The sequence below is a fragment of the Variovorax sp. P1_H12_2 genome, assembly GCF_056405335.1.
Genome location: NZ_JBFUCI010000005.1, coordinates 26,309 through 44,054 on the forward strand (window position 1 = coordinate 26,309; position 17,746 = coordinate 44,054).

A 17,746-nucleotide genomic window follows, 5' to 3' on the forward strand; every position below is an offset into this window, starting at 1 on the left:
GGGGCTGAGGGCCGCGGCTCCAAGCCTGCCCGCGCAGGCTTGGACGGCCCGAAGAGCCGCTGCCTCTGGCAGCGACTCGAGGCGCCCGGACACGAAGTGCCGGGCAACCTGGGGGCGAGCCCTATACCGCCATGATGGAAACGGCTTTGGTGTTCAGGTAGTTTTCCATCGCCTCCGGTCCGCCCTCGGATCCGTAGCCGGAATCCTTGATGCCGCCGAAAGGCATTTCGGGCGAAGGCGCGGCCGGCTGATTGATCCACAGCATGCCCACTTCCATGCGCTGCGACAGCAGGTGCGCGTTCTTGATCGACTGCGTGAACGCGTAGCCGGCCAGGCCGAAAGGCAGGCGGTTGGCCTCGGTGATCGCCTCGTCAAGCGAGTCGAAGCCGCGGATGGCCGCGATCGGGCCGAAGGGCTCGTTGTTGAAGACGTCGGCCTCGAGCGACACATCGGTCAGCACGGTCGGCGCGAAGAAATTGCCGCTGCTGCCGACGCGCTCGCCACCGGTGGCGACCTTGGCGCCGGTGGCGCGGGCGTCTTCGAGCACTTTGGCCATGGCACTCAGGCGGCGCGCATTGGCCAGCGGGCCGAGCGTCGTGCCTTCGGCCAGGCCGTCCCCGAGCTTCAGGCTCTCGGCATGCTTCACCATCGCCTGGGCGAAGGCGTCGCGGATGCTGTTGTGCACCAGGAAGCGGGTCGGCGAGATGCAGACCTGCCCGGCATTGCGGAACTTGGCACCGCCCGAGGCCTTCACGGCCAGTTCGACGTCGGCGTCGGCCGCCACGATCACCGGGGCATGGCCGCCGAGCTCCATGGTGGCGCGCTTCATGTGCAGGCCGGCCAGGGCCGCGAGCTGCTTGCCCACCGGGGTCGACCCCGTGAAGGTGACCTTGCGGATGATCGGATGCGGGATCAAATAGCTCGAGATCTCGGCCGGATCGCCGAACACCAGGCCGACCACGCCCTTGGGCACGCCGGCATCGACGAAGGCCTGCAGCAGCGCGGCCGGCGAGGCCGGCGTTTCTTCCGGTGCCTTGACCAGGAAAGAGCAGCCGCTGGCCAGCGCCGCGCCGAGCTTGCGCACGATCTGGTTGATCGGGAAGTTCCAGGGCGTGAAAGCGGCCACGGGGCCCAGCGGCTCCTTCATGACCAGCTGTTGCGCCGCCAGGTTGCGCGAAGGCACGATGCGGCCATAGACGCGGCGGCCTTCGTCGGCGAACCATTCGATGATGTCGGCACCGGCGAGCACCTCGCCACGCGCTTCGACGAAAGGCTTGCCCTGCTCCTGCGTGAGGATGCGGGCGATCTCGGGTGCGCGCTCGCGCACCAGTGCGGCGGCGCGGCGCATGGTGACCGCGCGTTCGTTGGCCGGGATCCGGCGCCAGGCCTCGAAGCCCCGCTGGGCGGCGTCGAGGGCGCGGTCGAGGTCGGCGATCGCCGCAAAGGCGACCTTGCCAATCGGCTTGCCGGTGGCCGGGTTGATCACGTCCTGGGTCTTGCCGCTCGCGGCGTCACACCATTCGCCATCGATCAGCAGGCGGGTGTCGGGGTAGCTGGGGGTGGTCATGCGGAGTCCTTGAATTGCGAGGCCGCCTGGAAGCAGGGGGGCGGCCGCCGATCCTACCTAACTCCGCGGTCGCCGCGATTGCAGCGCCGGGTTGTTCGCGCGCACCCAATAGAACTGCTTTGCCACGGCCGCCGGCTCGATCCGCAGCCGCCGCACCGGCGTTGCGCCGATGAGGCCGTCGACCGAGCAATAGAGCGGCTGGCCCTCGGCGAGGTTTCGATGGGCATCGAGCATCGATCGCAGCGAGATCGCCGTGCTGTTGCGCCCGGTCTCGACCGAGCGCACGAAGAAGCGTTCGCGGGTCGCGACCAGTTGGCTGCGGGAGGTCGGATCGTCGCCGGCGCCGGCAAACCGGACACCCGTCCATGACGCCTCGACGTCGAAGGCCAGCATCACCGCATCGGGCGTGTCGATGCCCTTCAGCGATCCGCTCTGGGCGGCGGCCAGCCAGCCCAGCAGTTGCGGCGTGAGTTCGAAGCAGACCGAATCGGGGGCCGCGCCGGGCAGTCCGGGCACGTCGACGAAGACGCTCCTGCAACTGCGGCTCGCGCTTTCGATCCGTCGCGCCTGCTGCCGGCGCCGTCTCGCGCGCACGTGGGCGACGGCCGCGAATCCGGCCACCGGCGCGGCGACGGCGAGGACCTTGAAGGCATCGTAGCCATAGCCGGTCAAGGTCATCCCCGCCCCTTCCTCAGGCACGTGCCGCGGCTGTCGTACTCCGACCTGGGATTCACGCTGGCTCCTCGTCGCGACCTGCCGCCCCGACCGACACGGCGGGTGGCATGCGCTGACCGTATATCGGCGGCGCAGCGGAAAACTTGAAGGGCCGGCGTTGCACGGGCGTGACGCCGGCGTCCATTTCAGCGCGCCGATCCGCTCGCCTGCTGCAGGTTCACGATATTCTGAAAGCTGGCGCAATAGGCTCGCCCCCAGGTTGCCCGGCACTTCGTGTCCGGGCGCCCACCCCCTACCGGGGGCAACACCAGCGGACTGGCAAAGCCAGATCCGCGGTGTTTCACCAACGGGCCTGGCTGCGCCGGCCAATCAAACTCCATCGTGGTGCTTCTTTTCGGCTGCGCGGAGCGCGCCCCTTCGGGGGCAGCCGCGGAACCGGCTTCGCCGGGCCGCCGGCTGCGCCCCCGGAAGGGGGTGGGCGTCCCGACACGAAGTGCGGGACAACCTGGGGGAGAGCTAAGGCCTGCCGTTCTGCGATAGCAGGACGGCGATGGGACGGGTGCCGGGGAACTCCGAGAAGATGATGGTCATCATGGCGGTGATCGGCACCGCGAGGAAGGCGCCGGGCACGCCCCACAGGGCGACCCAGACGGCGAGGCTCACGAGGATCGCAAACGGACTCAGGTTGAGCGAGTTCCCCATCATGTAGGGGTCCAGGAAGTTGCCGATCAGGAACTGGACCACGGCCAGCATCATCATGATCTGGATGGCCTCGCCGGCGCCGCCGAACTGGGCCACGGCCATCAGCCCCGGCAGCACCACGCTCAGGAACGAGCCGATGTACGGAACATAGTTCAGCAAGGCGATCATCACCGCCCAGAAGCCGGCGAATTCAAGGCCGGCCAGGCGCATGATCACGTAGCTCAGCGCGCCGAGCAGCACGCCGAGGAAGGTTTTGAGCGCCAGATACATGCCTACCCGTGAATTGATGTCGGCGATGACCTGCTTGATGCGCTGCGCATGCTGCGGGCTGCGCGCGATGGCCGAGATCTTCACGTCGAGACGGCCGCGCTCGACCAGCAGGAAGCAGGCATACAGCGCGACCACGATCACGGTGGCGAACAGCGACGACAGCGACGACAGCGCCGAGCCGACCACCCGCTGCAGGCTCACCTGCGCCAGCAGGTCGCGCCGGAGCGTGGTCCATGTCGGCTCCGCCTCGACACGCATCAGCACCGCCACCCGCTGCACCGCCGCCAGCAGCGATTCCTGGTAGCGCGGCGCCATGGCGATCACGCTGTCCTTGTTGGCCAGGATGGTGTAGACCACCAGCCCCAGGCCGAGCGCGATGATCAGCACCGACAGGATCGAGATCACCAGCTGCGGCAAGGCCGGCCCCAGCAGCGGCACCCCGCCGATCAGGCGCGCCAGGCCGAGGATCACGTAGACCACGAAGACGCTGAACATGATCGGCACGAACACGTTGCGCCCGATGTAGAACACCCAGCCGATCATCAGCGCGATCGCGGTGCCGTAGACGAGCGTCTGGAATCGTTCGTTCATGCCGATGCCGTCAGCGCGTGCGCCTGTCCGCCATGTCGACCGGACGCGGCGTCTGCGAATCCGCGACATCCACCCAGCCGCCGCCCATCGCCTGGTACACGCCGATCGCCTGCGTATAGCGATTGGCCTGCAAGGTCACGAAGGCGAGTTCGGCAGCGAACAGTTCGTTGTCGGCCACCAGCACCTCGAGATAGCCGACCAGGCCGTTCTCGAACTTGAGCCTGGACAGCCGCGCGAATTCGCGCAGCGCCTTGACGCGCCCGCGCTGGAACTCGACCCCCTCGATGCTCTTCTGCGTGCCGATCAGCGCATTGTTGGTGTCGCGCAAGGCGCCCAGGACGGTCTGCTGGTAGACCAGCTCGGCCTGCGCCTTCTGTGCCTCGGCCGAGCGGACCTGCCCCTCGATGGCGCCGAAGGTGAAGATCGGACCGGTCAGGCCCGCGACCACCGACCACGCGGTGGCCGGACCGGTCAGGAAGTTGCTGAAGGAGGTGCTGGTGGAGCCCAGGGCGCCGGTCAACGAGAGGCTCGGATAGTAGAGCGAGCGAGCGACGCCGATGCTGGCGTTCGCGGCCACCAGGTTCTGCTCGGCCGCCAGGATGTCCGGACGCCGCTGCAGCAGGTCGGAAGGCAGGCCTGCCGGGATCAGCGGCGCAAGCAGTTCGTCGATGGTCCGCCCGCGCGGGATCGACGCCGGATCACGGCCCAGCAGGATCGAGATCTGGTTCTCCAGCGTCGCGATCTGCTGCTCGAAGGTGGGGATCGCGGTGAGCGCCTGCTGGTACTGGGAGCGCACCTGCATCACCTCGGTCTGCGACACCAGGCCGGACTTGAAGCGCAGCTCGAAGATGCGCGCGGTCTCGCCGAAGTTGGCGGCGGTGGACTTCGCGATCTCGAGTTGGCGGTCGAGTGCGCGCAGCGCGATATAGCTGGTCGCCACGCCTGTGACGAGCGTGAGCACGACGCCGCGCTGGGCCTGCTCGCTGGCATAGACCTGGGCCTGGGCGGCTTCGCTCATGCGCCGCACGCGGCCGAAGAGATCGATCTGCYAGGTTGCGTTCAGGCTCGCCTGATACAGCGAGAAATAGTTGCTGACGGGCTCCGGGATCGGCGGCTGGCCTTCGCGGCTGGCCCGCGTGCGGGCGGCCCCGGCGCCATAGCCGAGCTGCGGATAGGCCTGCGAATCGGTGGTGGTCAGGGCGCCGAGGAACTGGTCGATGCGTGCCGCCGCGACGCGAACGTCCAGGTTGTCGCGCAGCGCCGTCTCGATCAGCTGGTTCAGGGCGGGGTCGCCGAACTGCTCCCACCATTTCGTGTTGGCGACCTCGGCCGCCTTCGGGTAGTCGATCCGCCATGCGGTCGGCGACTGCACCGACGGCCGCACGAAGTCCGGCCCGACGGTGCAACCCGCAAGACCGACCAGGACCGCGGCGCAAACCGCTGCGAGCGTTAACTTCCTCATCTCGTTCTCCTTCAGCCGAGCGCCATCAGCGCGTAGCCGAACAGCAGTGACACTACCAGCAATGCGATGCTCGCCACGGCCCAGCGCCGCGCGAAAGTGTCGATCATTTCAAATGCACGGCCTCCCGCCGTGACGCCGCCGCCGAGCCGGCCCAGCGCGACGCCGACATCGCCCGCCGGAATGCGCGGCAGGTGTCGGCCGAGGCTGTCCAGGCCGAGCGCGATGGCGCCGCCGATCAGAACCGGCCACAGGGCCGCCCACAACGCGGACGGCGCCAGCGCCTGGGGCAGCGCGCCGAGCGGCAGTGCCAGGCACAGCGCCCACGGCAGCGCCACCGAGGCCAGCGCCATCGCCAGCCAGGCCCCGACCAGCACGGCCGGCGCGCGTGCGCCCGGGTCGATGGCGGTGTCCGCACTCAGCCGTCGCAGGAAATGGACCATCAGCAGCGTGGTGGCGATCGACGACACGACCGCCACGGTGGCGGCCAGGCCGCTGCCCATGAGGTCCTTGGCCGCGTACTTGGCCAGCGCGCCACCGGTCAGCGGCAGGCCGCCGAGCCCCAGGGCGATCACCGCGGCCGGCAGCAGCATCGGCCACAGGTGCCGGCGGCCGGTCAGCATGACCACGCCGACGGCGAGAAACAGCGCGCCCTTCACGAGCAGGTGGTGTGCGGCATAGAAGGCTGCGGCCAGCGCGGTGCCCGGGTCTCCGGCGGCCAGGCCCATGCCGATCACCGCCACCAGGAAGCCCATCTGGCTGACGCTGGAGTAGGCAAGAATCAGCTTGGGCTGGGTTTGCGTGAGGCCGATCGCGACGCCGTAAAGGGCGCCGAAGAGGCCGACCGCCGCCAGCGGCAGGCCGAAGTCCGGCAGCGCGACGTCCAGCGGCAGGAAGCGGATCAGGGCGATGATGCTGGCCTTGACCACCGCGCCACTCATCACCGCGGCGGCCGGGATCGGCGCGGCGCCGTAGGCGATCGGCATCCAGAAATGCAGCGGCACCAGGCCGGCCTTCATGCCGAGGCCGACGATCAGCAGCAGCAGCGTGAGATCGCGCCAGGGCGAGCCGGGCAGCGCCGCCGCGGCGTCGCGGATCAGCAGGCTGCCGTCGGGCGTGGCCTGGGCGAGCAGCAGCAAGCCGGCGAGCAGGAAGGCCTCGGCCAGCAGGGCGAGCCCGAGATAGAGAGCGCTGGCGCGCCAGGCATCGGGCCCGTCGCCCTGAAGCACGAGGCCGCTGGCGCCGACGCTCAGCACCGCGAGCAGGAAATAGAAGCCGATCAGGTCGGCCGCCAGGAAGACGCCGACACAGCCGGTCAGGGTCATCAGCCAGCAGACGATGACGCCATCGCGGTCGGGCCGGTCGCGCAGCCAGCGCGCGGCATAGGCGCCCGCGAAGATCCACAGCAGCGAAGCGACGGCCAGCAGCATCGCGCCCGGCACATCGAGCGCGAAGGTCAATGCGAAGAAGGCATTGCCCAGCACCAGCTCGGGCTCACTGCCGGCCAGCAAGGCCGCGGCCAGGGCCGGCACCGGTGCCAGCACGAACAGCGCCGGCAGGCGCCGCCGCAGCCGCGGGAACGCGCATGCGAGCAGCAACAGCAGCGGCACGCCGAGCGCCAGCGGCAACAGCACCGGTACCTCGAACACCACGGCGGCAAGCGTGACGGAACCGATCATCGCGCCCCCATCGACAGCCCGCCGGTGCGGCCGATCTGGGCCACGTCGACCGGCAGCAGCGCCGCCACGCCGAGCAGGAACGAGCACAGCGCGAGCGCCAGCACCGCCGCCTGCTGGTAGCGCGGAACGCGCGCCTTCGGCACCCAGCCGAGCGCGGCCGGCGCCATCGCGCGCACCACCACCATGAACACGTAGGCGCTGGTCAGCAGGCCGCCCGCCAGCATCACGACGACCCACCACCACTGGGCCGTGGCGATCGCGGCCGACAGCAGCAGCCACTTGGCGAGGAAGCCGCCCGAAGGCGGCAGCCCGATCAGCGAGGCGCCCGCCAGCGCGAAGGCCACCATGGTCATCGGCAGGGCCCGCCCGGCGCCGCGCAGGTCGGCGACGCGGTCATGGCCGAGCGTGCTGTAGATGAGTCCGGCCGCCATGAACATCGCGGCCTTGGCGGTCGCATGGGAGATCGCCTGCAGCAAGCCACCGGTGACCGCGACAGCGCTGTCGATCTGCGCGGCGTCGAGGCCCGCGACCAGCGGGAACATCAGGAACAGGTAGCCGATCTGGGCCACGGTCGAGTAGGCGATCAGCAGCTTCAGGCGGGCCTGGCGCAGGGCCACGACGTTGCCCACCAGGATCGCCGAGGCGCCCAGCGCCGCGAGCAGCTGCGCCGAGGGCAGCGTCACGACGCCGGCGAAGACGTCGACCCACAGGCGCACCACCAGGAACCAGGCGCCCTTGATCACCAGCGCGGACAACAGCGCGCTGGCCGCCGCGGGAGCGCCTGCATGCGCGGGCGGCAGCCACAGGTGAAGCGGAAAGAGCGCGGTCTTGGCCAGCAGCCCGGCGGTCATCAGCGCCGCGGCGGCCCACGCCACCGGTTCGGGTCCGACCCGGGCGGCCAGCAGCGAGATGTCGAGCGTGCCGTAGGCGCCGTAGAGCAGGAAGGCGCCGAGCAGATAGAACATCGAGCCGAGCAGCGCGTACAGAAGGTAGCGCAGTGCCGCCTGCAAGGTCTCGCCGCGGCCGTCGAGGCTGACCAATGGAACGCCGGCGAAGGTGAGCAATTCGAGCGCCACGTACAGAGTGAACACATCGCCGCTGACGAACACCAGATTGAGCGCGCCCCAGACGGCCAGCAGCAGCAGCCAGAAGGTCAGCGGGCCGCGCTTCTCGCGCACGCCGGCCGGCGTTGCGAAGTCGCCCCCCGCATAGACGCCGATGGCCGCGATCACCAGCGCCACGACCACCATCATGCAGACCGACAGTCCGTCCGCGCGCAGCGCCACGCCAAGGGGCGGCGCCCAGCCGCCGAGCAGGTAGACCAGCGCGTCGCCGGAGCTGATCAACGCATCGGCGATCAGGACCACCACGCCGATCCCGACGGCGATGGTCGCCCAGGCCACCCGCTGCGCATGGCGGCCGCCGAGCACCAGCCCGAGCATCACGCCGGCAAAGGGCAGCAGCACTGCCAGCACCAGCAGCAGGCCGCCGGGCGTCGTCGTCAAATCCACAGGCATCGAAAGCGGCACTCAGGGCTCTCCGTCCACAGGCTTCGCCGCGGCTGCACCGCCCTCGGCCGACAGCGAGCCGGAGCCCGTTTCCTCGAACAGGCGCAGCAGCAGCGCGACCGCCAGTGCCGAAGCTGCGAAAGCCACCACGATGGCGGTGATCAACAGCGCCTGCGGCACCGGGTCGCCGCCCATCCCGGCGGCCGCACCCCGGCGCGCGATGACCGCGCAGACCAGGAAGATGCCGTTGCCGATCAGGTTGAAGGCGAGCACCTTGCGCAGCGGCTGCGGGTTCACGATCAGGCCATAGAGCCCGAGGCCCACCAGCACGGCGGCACAAAGACCGAAGAGAGTCGTCGTGTTCATGGTCTTCGCGGCGCCCCGGTCAGCAGCAAGGCCAGCGTCACCGCCAGCGAGGGCATCAGCGCGGCCTCGATCACGATGATCAGCGGCTTCGCCAGACCTCCCGGATAGGCCAGGAAGGCGCCGGCGCTCCACGCGCCCAACAGGCCGATCGCGATGAACACCGCCGGCCCGCCGACCAGCGCCACGCGCAGCCAGGTCCCGCTGACCGCGGGCGCGTCCCGCAAGCCCGCCATCATGACGAGCAGCCACATCGCGGCCAGCACCGTGGCGCCCTGAAACTTGCCGCCCGGATGATCGGCACCGACCCACAGGATGTAGACCCCGACCACGATGCCGATCGGCGGCAGCACGCGCGCCAGCCAGGCCAGGATGCCGTTCGGGTCGGCGACCGGCGCCGGGCCCGGGCGTCCGCCCCAGAAGCGGTCGGGCGCCAGCGACCAGATGCCGATCAGGGCGAACAGCAGCACCACGGCCTCGAGCAGCGTGTCCATGGCGCGGAAGGCCAGCAGCACCGCGGTGATCGGGTTGCCGACACCCGTCGAGGCAATGTTCTGCACCACCTCGGGCGCCAGCGTGGGCCCGGGATCGGGCAGCAACAGCACGCAAGCGGCGATCACCGCGGCGACGGCCGCGGCCAGGATCGCGGCCAGCACGCGCGTGAGAAGGCCCGGCCGCTCGGCGCGGGCTGCCGCTTCGGTCTTGCGCAGCCGCGATGCGGCGCCGATCAGCAGCGCGCCGGTGAGGCCGGCACCGATCGCGGCCTCGGTCATCGCGACGTCGATCGCCGACAGCTGCAGCCACACCAGCGTGAGCAGCAGGCCATAAGGGATGAAGCCGGCCACGGCCGCGAAGGTGTCGCGCGCCACGATGGTCCAGAGCGCGAGCGACAGGAACAGGATCGCCAGCGCGATGTTGAGAGCAAGGCTCATGGCTTCGCTCCGCCGCGCGGCACGGCGCGCGCAATGAGCTGCGAGACCACCGCCGAAGCCAGCAGCACCAGCAGCCAGATCAGGATCAGCTTGATCGCCGCGCCCACGCTGCCGGCCTGCGGCAGCAAGCCCAGCACCACCAGGCCCAGCCCGAGGTTGTCGGCCTTGGTCAATGCGTGCAGCCGGGTGAAGGTGTCGGGAAAGCGCAGCAGGCCGACCGTGCCGGCCAGAAAGAAGAAGGCGCCGGCGGACACGGCCACGACGGTGAAGATATCGGCGGCCAGGTTCACGGACGGTCCTCGGCGTCGGTCGGCTCCGCAGCCGAGCCGGCCTTGACGAAGGCGATGGCGGCGAAGCCCGCCAGCAGCGCCAGGATCAGGGCCACGTCGATGACCGCGCCGACGTCGGCGGTCGCCGCGCCCAGCAGCAGGAAGGCGGCGATGCCGCCGGTTCCGAACAGCTGTGCCGCCATCATGCGATCGACATTGCCCGGCCCGCGCAGCACGCAAACCAAGCCGAGCGCGACCATCGCCAGCACGAAGGCAGTGGCGCCGAGCAGGAAGCTATGCATGGCTCCTCCCCGCGACCAGCACCTTCTCGAGCAGCGCTTCTTCCTCGGCCATCTGCTCGGCGACCGGTTCGCCAATGTCCAGGCAGTGATAGAGAACGCCGCCCTCGACGTCCCCGGCCGGCACCGAGCCCGGCAGCAGGCTGGTGATCGACGTGAATTCATTGCGCGCCAGGCCCGGCGGAAACTTGATCGCACAGACCACGAAGCCCGGCCGCAGCGGCATCCGCGGATGGAGCGCCCGGCGGGCGACGTCGACACCGGCCAGCACCGACTGCCACAGGAAATGCGGCACGAAACCGAGCAGCGCGCCGAGCCGCACATGGCCCGCCTCGGGCGGCAGCAGCCGCAGGCTGGCGAAGGTGCCGGCGACGACCGCAACCAGCCCGACCCCGAGGTCGGCCGGCTTGACGCTGGGCATCAGCACCAGCCAGAGCAGGAGAAACAGCAGGCCGCGAACCAGCGCCGTGGTGCGCCGCGCGTGCGCTGCGAAAGCGGGCTTCATGCGGTCGACCTCGTGCCGCCGCCGGCGCAGACCAGGCGGACGTCGAGTTCGCTCAGGCGCTCGTAGAGCCGGGCCTCGGCGCGCACCGGCCACCAGTCGTAGAGGAAGATCTCCATCGGCCGCCACAGCGCGACCCAGGCGCCGATCACCAGGCTGTCGTGGATCAGCGTCGCGTAGCGCCCCTTGCTGACGAAGCTGGCGATCGACTCGCCGACGATGGCGGCCGTGCCGACGAACAGCACGCCGATCAGGAGGCTGATGCGGCCGGTGCGGAACATCTTGCGCAAGCCGCGCCACGTGGCCAGCGCACGCTGGCGGAAGTACTCGTCGACGGCCTCCTTCAGCATCGCGGCATCGGCCGGCGTGACGCTCTCGGCATCGACGTGCACGACCAAGTCCAGCGGCCGGCCGGCCGGGACCTCCTGCGCCCACTCGACGATGTAGGCCTGCGCCTTGGGATCGAGGTCGCGCTTGCGGAAAGGCGCGGGATCCATCGAGTTGAACAGTTGCCTCAGCTCGGCCACATGCAGGTCGAGCACCACGGGCTTGGGAGGTGTTGCGGCTACCTGCATGGAGATCGACCGATGAGCCGGAGCCGCCCGCTCACGCCGGCTCGACCGCGCCCGCTGGCGGCATGGGTTTCTCGTTGCCGAACGCCAGCATGTACAGCGTCGGCAGGAAGACCAGCGTCAGCACGGTGGCGACCAGCAGCCCGCCCATGATCGCGAAGGCCATCGAGCCCCAGAACACCGTGGGCGCGATCGGGATCAGGCCGAGCACGGTCGAGATCGAGGTCAGCATCATGGGCCGCATCCGCGAGGTGGCCGCAGACACCACCGCGTCGAGCACGCCCTGCCCCTCCGCGCGGTTGGTCTCGATCTGGACGATCAGGATCACGCCGTTCTTGGCGATCATGCCGATCAGCGCCAGGATGCCCAGGATGGCGACGAAGCCCAGCGGCCGATTGAAGACCAGCAGCGTGATGACCACGCCGATCAGGCCCAGCGGCATCACGCAGACCACCATGGCGAGGCGCCGGAAACTCACCAGCAGCACCATCATGCTCAGCAGCATGAGCACGATCATCAGCGGCACCACGGCGAACACCGAGGCGCTCGACTCGGCGCTTTCCTCGGACAGGCCGCCGGTCTCGATCTTGTAGCCCTTGGGCAGCTTGGCGTTGAGTTCGACGATCTTGGGCGCCAGCGCCTCGACCACGGTGTCGGGCAACGCGCCGTGGATGACGTCGGCGCGCACCGTGAGCGTCGGCACCCGGTTGCGGCGCCAGACCAGCGGCGATTCCTGCTCTTCGGAGAAGGTCGCGAACTGGCTCAGCGGCACCATCCGGCCGCTGGCGGTGGGCACCTGCAGCGTGCTCAGGGTCTGCAGCGACAGGCGCTGCTCGGCGCTGGCCCGGGCCACCACGTTGACCAGGTAGATGTCGTCGCGCACCTGCGTGACCGGGGTGCCGGTCACGGTGGCGTTCATGATGCCGGCCAGCGCGGCGGAGCTGATGCCGAGCTGGCGCGCCTCGTCCTGGTTGATCCGGATCTGGATCTGCCGCGCGGGCTCCATCCAGTCGAAGTTGACATGCCGGGCTTGCGGATGCGACCCGAGGAGGCCGGCCAGCTCGAGCGAGATCCTGCGGACCTCGTCCTTGTCGGGCCCCATCACGCGGTACTGCAGCGGCCAGCCCACCGGCGGCCCGAGCTCCAGCGGCGAGATGCGCGCGACGAGGTCCGGGAACTGCTCGGCCAGCGCCTTCTCGAGCTTGAGCTGCAGCCGGTCGCGCGCCTCGAGGTCCTTGGCGACCACGATCACCTGGGCGAAGAAGGGGTTGGCCAGCTGCGCGTTGAGCGTGAGGATGAAGCGCACCGCGCCACGGCCCACGTAGGTGCTGAAGTGGTCGACGTCCGGGTCGTCCTTGAGCAGGGCCTCGAAGCGCTTGGCCTGCTCCTCGGTCGCATAGATCGAGGCGTTCTGGCGCAAGGTCAGGTCGACCGTGAGCTCGGGCCGGTCGGAGGCCGGGAAGAACTGCTGCGGCACGAAGCGCACCAGGAACATCGACGCCACGAAGGCCGCGAGCGTGAGCCCGATGGTCAGCCACTTGGCCCGGATCGCGCCCTTCAGGAAGCCGCTGAAGGCATTCAGGAACTTGCTGGGCTTGACCACCGCATCGGCCTTGGGCGTCTTGAGCAGCGCCTTGCCGACCAGCGGCGCGAAGATCACGGCGCCGAGCCAGGAGACGATCAGCGCGATCGCCACCACGGCGAAGATCGAGAAGGTGTACTCGCCCGCCGAGCTGCGCGCGAAGCCGATCGGCACGAAGCTCGAGATCGACACCAGCGTGCCGATCAGCATCGGCGCGGCCAGCGTTCGGTAGGCGAAGGTCGCGGCCTGGTCCTTGGTGTCGCCGGCCGCGAGCCGGTTCAGCATGGCGTCGACCGTAGTCATGGCGTCGTCGACCAGCAGCGTCAGCGCGATGATCAGCGCCCCGAGCGAGACCCGGTGCAGGTCGATGTGCACCAGGTCCATGACCGCGAACACGATCGCCAGCGTCAGCGGGATCGACAGCGCCACCACCGCCCCCGGGCGCATGCCCAAGCTCACGAAGCTGCACACCAGGATGATCGCGATGGCCTGCCACAGCGAGGCCATGAAGTCGTTGATCGCGACGTCGACCGTGACGGCCTGGTCGGCCACCAGCGTGGGCTCGATGCCGTGCGGCAGGTTGGCCGTGATGTCCGCCATCTCGGCCTTGATGTTGCGGCCCAGCGCCAGGATGTCGCCGGCGTCGCGCATCGCGATCGCGAGGCCGATGGCCGGCTTGCCGTTGACGCGGAACATCGGCTGCGGCGGATCGGTGAAGCCGCGCCGCACGGTCGCGATATCGCCCAGGCGGATGTTGCGCCCGCCCAGCACCAGATTGACCGCCTCGATGTCGCGCTCGGAATCGAAGGCGCCCGTGACGCGCATGAACATGCGCTCCTGCTCGGTGTGCAGGGTGCCGGCCGGGCGGATCACGTTCTGCTGCTGCAGTGCCGCCACGATCGCGCCGTAATCCAGCCGCAGGCCCGCGAGCCGCTCGGTCGAGAACTCGATGAAGATCTGCTCGTCCTGGGCGCCGAGCACCTCGATCTTCGAGACGTCGGGCACCTGCAGCAGGCGCGAGCGCGCCGACTCCACCTGGTCGCGCAGCTCGCGGAAGGTGTAGCCGTCGGCCGTGAAGGCATAGATGATGCCGAAGGTGCTGCCGAAGTCGTCGTTGAAGAAGGGGCCGACCACGCCCGAGGGCAGGGTCTGGCGCATGTCGCCGATGTTCTTGCGCACCTGGTACCAGATGTCGGCCACCTCGCCGGGCGGCGTCGACTGCTTCAGGTCGACGAAGATCGTGGTCTGGCCGGCCGTCGTGTAGCTGCGCACGCGGTCGAGGTGATGGGTTTCCTGCAGCGTGCGCTCGAGCCGCTCGGTGACCTGCGACAGGGTCTCGTCGACCGTGGCGCCGGGCCAGCCCGCGGCCACGATCATGGTGCGGAAGGTGAAGGTCGGGTCTTCGCCGCGACCCAGCTTCAGGAACGAAAAGGTGCCCGCGACGACCGCGATGATCATCAGGAACACCACCAGCGAGCGCTTCGAGAGCGCCCACTCCGACAGGTTCGGGCCGATCACTTCGCGGCCTCGAGCCAGCGGACCTTCTGCCCCGGCCGCAGCGCCTGCGCGCCGGCCGTGACGATCACGTCGCCCGGTGCGAGCCCCTTCGTGACCTGGACGCGGGACGCGTCATAGGCGCGGACCTCGACATTGCGCGCCGACACCGTGCCGGCCTTGGTATCGACGATCCAGACGGCGGTCTGCCCGCCGCTGCGCGTGAGCGCACTGGCCGGGATGTCGAGCGCCGCCTCGGTGTTGAGCTTCATGCGCCCCGTGACGGTGCTTCCCAGGCGCATGGCCGCGGGCGGATTGATCAGGCGGACCCGGACCGCGAAGGTGCCGGTGACCGGGTCGGCGCGCGGCGAGACCTCGCGCACCTTGCCGACCGCCGTGACGCTCGGGTCGCCGCCGAGCGCGACCGTGATGTCGGGATTGCTCGGCGCGATGTCCTTGATCTGCGCCGGCACGTCGAAGACGGCGTCGATCGCGCCCTCGCGCGCGACCTGCACCACCATCCGGCCGGCCCCCACCACTTCGCCGGGCTCCGCGCCGCGCGCCGTCACGACGCCGGCCACGTCGGAGAGCAGGCGGGTGTAGCTCAGGCGGTTCTGCGCGATGTCGACCAGCGACTGCGCCGAATTGATCTGCGACTGCGTGACCTTGAGCATCGCCTCGGATTGCTCGAAGGACGCGCGCGAGACCGCGTTCTCGGCCAGCAGGTCGCGCATCCGGTTGAACATGTTGCGCGCCTCCGCGCCCTGGGCCTGCGCCGCGGCCAGCTGGGCCCGTGCGGATTGCAGGCTGCTGTCCTCGTTCATCTGGTCGAGCCGGGCCAGCAGCTGGCCGGGCCTGACCCGGTCGCCGATGTCCACGTTGCGCTCGATCAGCCGGCCGTCGATCCGGAAGGACTGGTTGACCTCGCTCTGCGCCTGCACGCGTCCGGTCAGGGACACCGAGTCGCCGACCGTGCGGCGCTCGATCGTCATCGCCCGGACCGGCCGGATCTCGGGGGCCGGGGCCTCTTCGGCACGCCGGCAGGCCGACAACGACACCACGGCCGCGAGCGCGAGCAGCGCCGTGGTGCTCGGCAATTTACGAATGCGTTGGGCAGCAGACACGTGCTGTCTTCCTCTCTCTGTTGATCGATCGTCCGGGCGCCTCGCGGCAGCCCGTGTGTTCCCGCCGGCCTCGCGACCGGCCTTCCCTCAGAAGTCGACCGGATCGCGAATGATCGGGCAGGTCATGCAATGGCCGCCTCCGCGTCCACGACCCAGTTCGGCGCCCACGATCGTGACCACCTCGATGCCCTGCTTGCGCAGCAGCGTGTTGGTGTAGGTGTTGCGGTCGTATGCATAAACCACGCCCGGCGAGGCGCAGACCAGGTTCGCGCCGCTGTCCCACTGGGTGCGCTCGCGCTGGTAGTCGCTGCCGCCGGCCTCGACCACGCGCAGCTTCTTGAAGCCCAGCGCCTGGGCCACGACGTCCACGAAGGGCTTGTTCTCGGCATGCAGCTCGACGCCGCTCGGATGGCTGCTCGGGCGATAGGAGTAGGTGCGGGTCTGGTTCATGAAGTCCGGCGCCAGCAGCACGCAATCGCGGTCGGCGAAGGTGAACACGGTGTCCAGGTGCATCGCGGCGCGGATCTTCGGCATTGCCGCGACGATCACGCGTTCGGCCGCGCCCTTCTTGAACAGCGTGGCCGCCAGCTGGCTGATGGCCTGGCGCGAGGTGCGCTCGCTCATGCCGATCAGCACGTTGCCCTTGCCGATCGGCATCACGTCGCCGCCCTCGAGCGTCGCGAGGCCGTGGTCCTCGGTCGGGTCGCCCCACCAGACGTTGACCTTGCCGGCGAAGTCGGGGTGGAACTTGTAGATCGCGGTCGTGAGGATGGTCTCCTCGTGGCGCGCCGGCCAGTACAGCGGATTGAGCGTCACGCCGCCGTAGATCCAGCAGGTGGTGTCGCGCGTGTAGAGCGTGTTGGGCAGCGGCGGCAGCAGATACTCGGTGGCACCGGCGGCCTCGCGCACGACTGCGAGCGCCTTGCCGCCGACCGACTCGGGAAAGTCGTTGGTCGACAAGCCACCGATCAGCGTCTCGGCCAACGTGCGGTGGTCCAGCCCTTCGAGATAGCTGCGCAGTTCGTCGATGAAGCCGAGCCCGACCTGGTTGGGCACGACCTGGTTGTCGAGGATCCACTTCTTGCCCTCGGGCACCGCCACCGTCTCGGCCAGCAGGTTGTGCRTCTCGACCACCTCGATGCCACGGTCGCGCATCTTGGTGACGAAGTCGAAGTGATCGCGCTTGGCGTTCTCGACCCACAGCACGTCGTCGAACAGCAGCTGGTCGCAGTTGCTCGGCGTCAGGCGCGAATGGGCCAGGCCCGGCGCGCACACCATCACCTTGCGCAGCTGCCCGACTTCCGAGTGCACGCCAAACTTTGTCTCTTTCACTTCCGTAGTCGCCATGATGACCTCCAAAAATTCGATGTCTGAAACGGTGTATCCAGTTGGTGTGACTAGATGGTGATGCTGCCGGTCGCGAGCCCGTGGATGCCCACCACGGCACCGATGATCGCGACGATGAAGATGGCCCACTCGACCGCCGAAAAGACGGTCAGCTTCTGTTCGCGCCGGGCCCAGATGTACAGCAGCGTGCCGGGCGCGTAAAGCACCGCCGACAGCAGGATGAACTTGAGGCCGCCGGCGTAGATCATGAAGATCGTGTAGACCACCGCGACCAAGGCCAGGATCAGGTCGCGCTTGCGCTCCTCGGGGCGCAGCTGGTAGCTCTCGCCGCGCTTGGAGATCATGAAGCCGTAGGCCGCCACGAACAGGTACGGGATCAACGACATCGCGCTGGTGAGGTTCAGCATCAGCGCGAAGGCGTCGGTCGAGAAGTAGGTGCTGATCACGAACAGCTGGATGATGATGTTGGTCAGCCACAACGCGTTGGCCGGCACCTTGTTCTTGTTCTCCTTGGCGAAGACCGCCGGCATGTCCTTGGTCTTGGCCGCGGTGAACAGCACCTCGGCGCAGATCAGCGACCAGGCCAGGTAGGCGCCGAGCACCGAGACGATCAGGCCGATGCTGATGAAGATCGCGCCCCAGGGCCCGACGACAGCCTCGAGCACACTGGCCATCGACGGCTGGCGCATGCCCGCGATGTCGGCGCGCTGCAATACGGCATAAGGCAGCATCGACACCAGCACCATCAGGCCGGTGACGCCGATGAAGCCGAGGATGGTGGCCTTGCCGACGTCCGTGCGCTCCTTGGCGA

General features: G+C 69.2%; 16 protein-coding genes. All 16 read right to left on the bottom strand.

Annotated features, from left to right (window positions below; genetic code table 11):
• Positions 1–121: 121 nt before the first annotated feature.
• A complete protein-coding gene (locus AC1D2K_RS01445) occupies positions 122–1,567 on the bottom strand; it encodes an NAD-dependent succinate-semialdehyde dehydrogenase (RefSeq protein WP_478085727.1) in 1,446 nt (481 codons plus the stop codon).
• 57 nt (positions 1,568–1,624) lie between these two features.
• On the bottom strand, positions 1,625–2,245 hold the full coding sequence (locus AC1D2K_RS01450; RefSeq protein ID WP_478085728.1) for a hypothetical protein: 621 nt from the start codon (positions 2,243–2,245) through the stop codon (positions 1,625–1,627).
• Positions 2,246–2,758: 513 nt separating this feature from the next.
• Positions 2,759–3,805 carry an AI-2E family transporter gene (locus AC1D2K_RS01455; RefSeq protein ID WP_478085730.1) on the bottom strand — a complete coding sequence of 349 codons (1,047 nt, stop codon included), beginning with the start codon at positions 3,803–3,805 and terminating at the stop codon, positions 2,759–2,761.
• Positions 3,806–3,815: 10 nt separating this feature from the next.
• Positions 3,816–5,267 (bottom strand): efflux transporter outer membrane subunit, encoded by a 1,452-nt coding sequence (locus tag AC1D2K_RS01460; RefSeq protein ID WP_478085731.1) that lies wholly within the window; start codon positions 5,265–5,267, stop codon positions 3,816–3,818.
• Between the two features lie 11 nt (positions 5,268–5,278).
• A complete protein-coding gene (locus tag AC1D2K_RS01465; protein WP_478085732.1) occupies positions 5,279–6,943 on the bottom strand; it encodes a proton-conducting transporter transmembrane domain-containing protein in 1,665 nt (554 codons plus the stop codon).
• A complete protein-coding gene (locus tag AC1D2K_RS01470; RefSeq protein ID WP_478085734.1) occupies positions 6,940–8,460 on the bottom strand; it encodes a complex I subunit 5 family protein in 1,521 nt (506 codons plus the stop codon). The genes AC1D2K_RS01465 and AC1D2K_RS01470 overlap by 4 nt, the downstream gene beginning before the upstream one ends.
• Before the next feature lie 12 nt (positions 8,461–8,472).
• The gene (locus AC1D2K_RS01475) at positions 8,473–8,817 is read right to left on the bottom strand and encodes an NADH-quinone oxidoreductase subunit K (protein WP_478085735.1); all 345 of its coding nucleotides are present in this window, start codon (positions 8,815–8,817) and stop codon (positions 8,473–8,475) included.
• On the bottom strand, positions 8,814–9,746 hold the full coding sequence (locus AC1D2K_RS01480; RefSeq protein WP_478085737.1) for a hydrogenase subunit MbhD domain-containing protein: 933 nt from the start codon (positions 9,744–9,746) through the stop codon (positions 8,814–8,816). Before AC1D2K_RS01480 ends, AC1D2K_RS01475 begins: the two co-directional genes overlap by 4 nt.
• Positions 9,743–10,036 carry a cation:proton antiporter gene (locus AC1D2K_RS01485; RefSeq protein ID WP_478085739.1) on the bottom strand — a complete coding sequence of 98 codons (294 nt, stop codon included), beginning with the start codon at positions 10,034–10,036 and terminating at the stop codon, positions 9,743–9,745. The genes AC1D2K_RS01480 and AC1D2K_RS01485 overlap by 4 nt, the downstream gene beginning before the upstream one ends.
• Positions 10,033–10,317 carry an MrpF/PhaF family protein gene (locus AC1D2K_RS01490; protein ID WP_478085740.1) on the bottom strand — a complete coding sequence of 95 codons (285 nt, stop codon included), beginning with the start codon at positions 10,315–10,317 and terminating at the stop codon, positions 10,033–10,035. Before AC1D2K_RS01490 ends, AC1D2K_RS01485 begins: the two co-directional genes overlap by 4 nt.
• Complete coding sequence (locus AC1D2K_RS01495) at positions 10,310–10,819, bottom strand: Na+/H+ antiporter subunit E (protein WP_478085742.1); 510 nt, start codon at positions 10,817–10,819, stop codon at positions 10,310–10,312. Before AC1D2K_RS01495 ends, AC1D2K_RS01490 begins: the two co-directional genes overlap by 8 nt.
• Positions 10,816–11,391, bottom strand: a complete 576-nt coding sequence (locus tag AC1D2K_RS01500) for a hypothetical protein (RefSeq protein WP_478085743.1) — start codon at positions 11,389–11,391, stop codon at positions 10,816–10,818. Before AC1D2K_RS01500 ends, AC1D2K_RS01495 begins: the two co-directional genes overlap by 4 nt.
• A 31-nt stretch (positions 11,392–11,422) precedes the next feature.
• Positions 11,423–14,488, bottom strand: coding sequence for an efflux RND transporter permease subunit (locus AC1D2K_RS01505; protein WP_478085745.1), 3,066 nt, complete (start codon positions 14,486–14,488; stop codon positions 11,423–11,425).
• Positions 14,485–15,588 carry an efflux RND transporter periplasmic adaptor subunit gene (locus AC1D2K_RS01510; protein ID WP_478085747.1) on the bottom strand — a complete coding sequence of 368 codons (1,104 nt, stop codon included), beginning with the start codon at positions 15,586–15,588 and terminating at the stop codon, positions 14,485–14,487. Before AC1D2K_RS01510 ends, AC1D2K_RS01505 begins: the two co-directional genes overlap by 4 nt.
• Before the next feature lie 87 nt (positions 15,589–15,675).
• Entirely contained in the window at positions 15,676–16,935 is a 1,260-nt protein-coding gene (locus AC1D2K_RS01515) for an arginine deiminase (RefSeq protein ID WP_478085748.1), read from the bottom strand.
• Positions 16,936–16,985: 50 nt separating this feature from the next.
• Positions 16,986–17,746: amino acid permease (locus AC1D2K_RS01520; RefSeq protein ID WP_478085749.1), on the bottom strand; the 761-nt coding region annotated here is incomplete at its 5' end.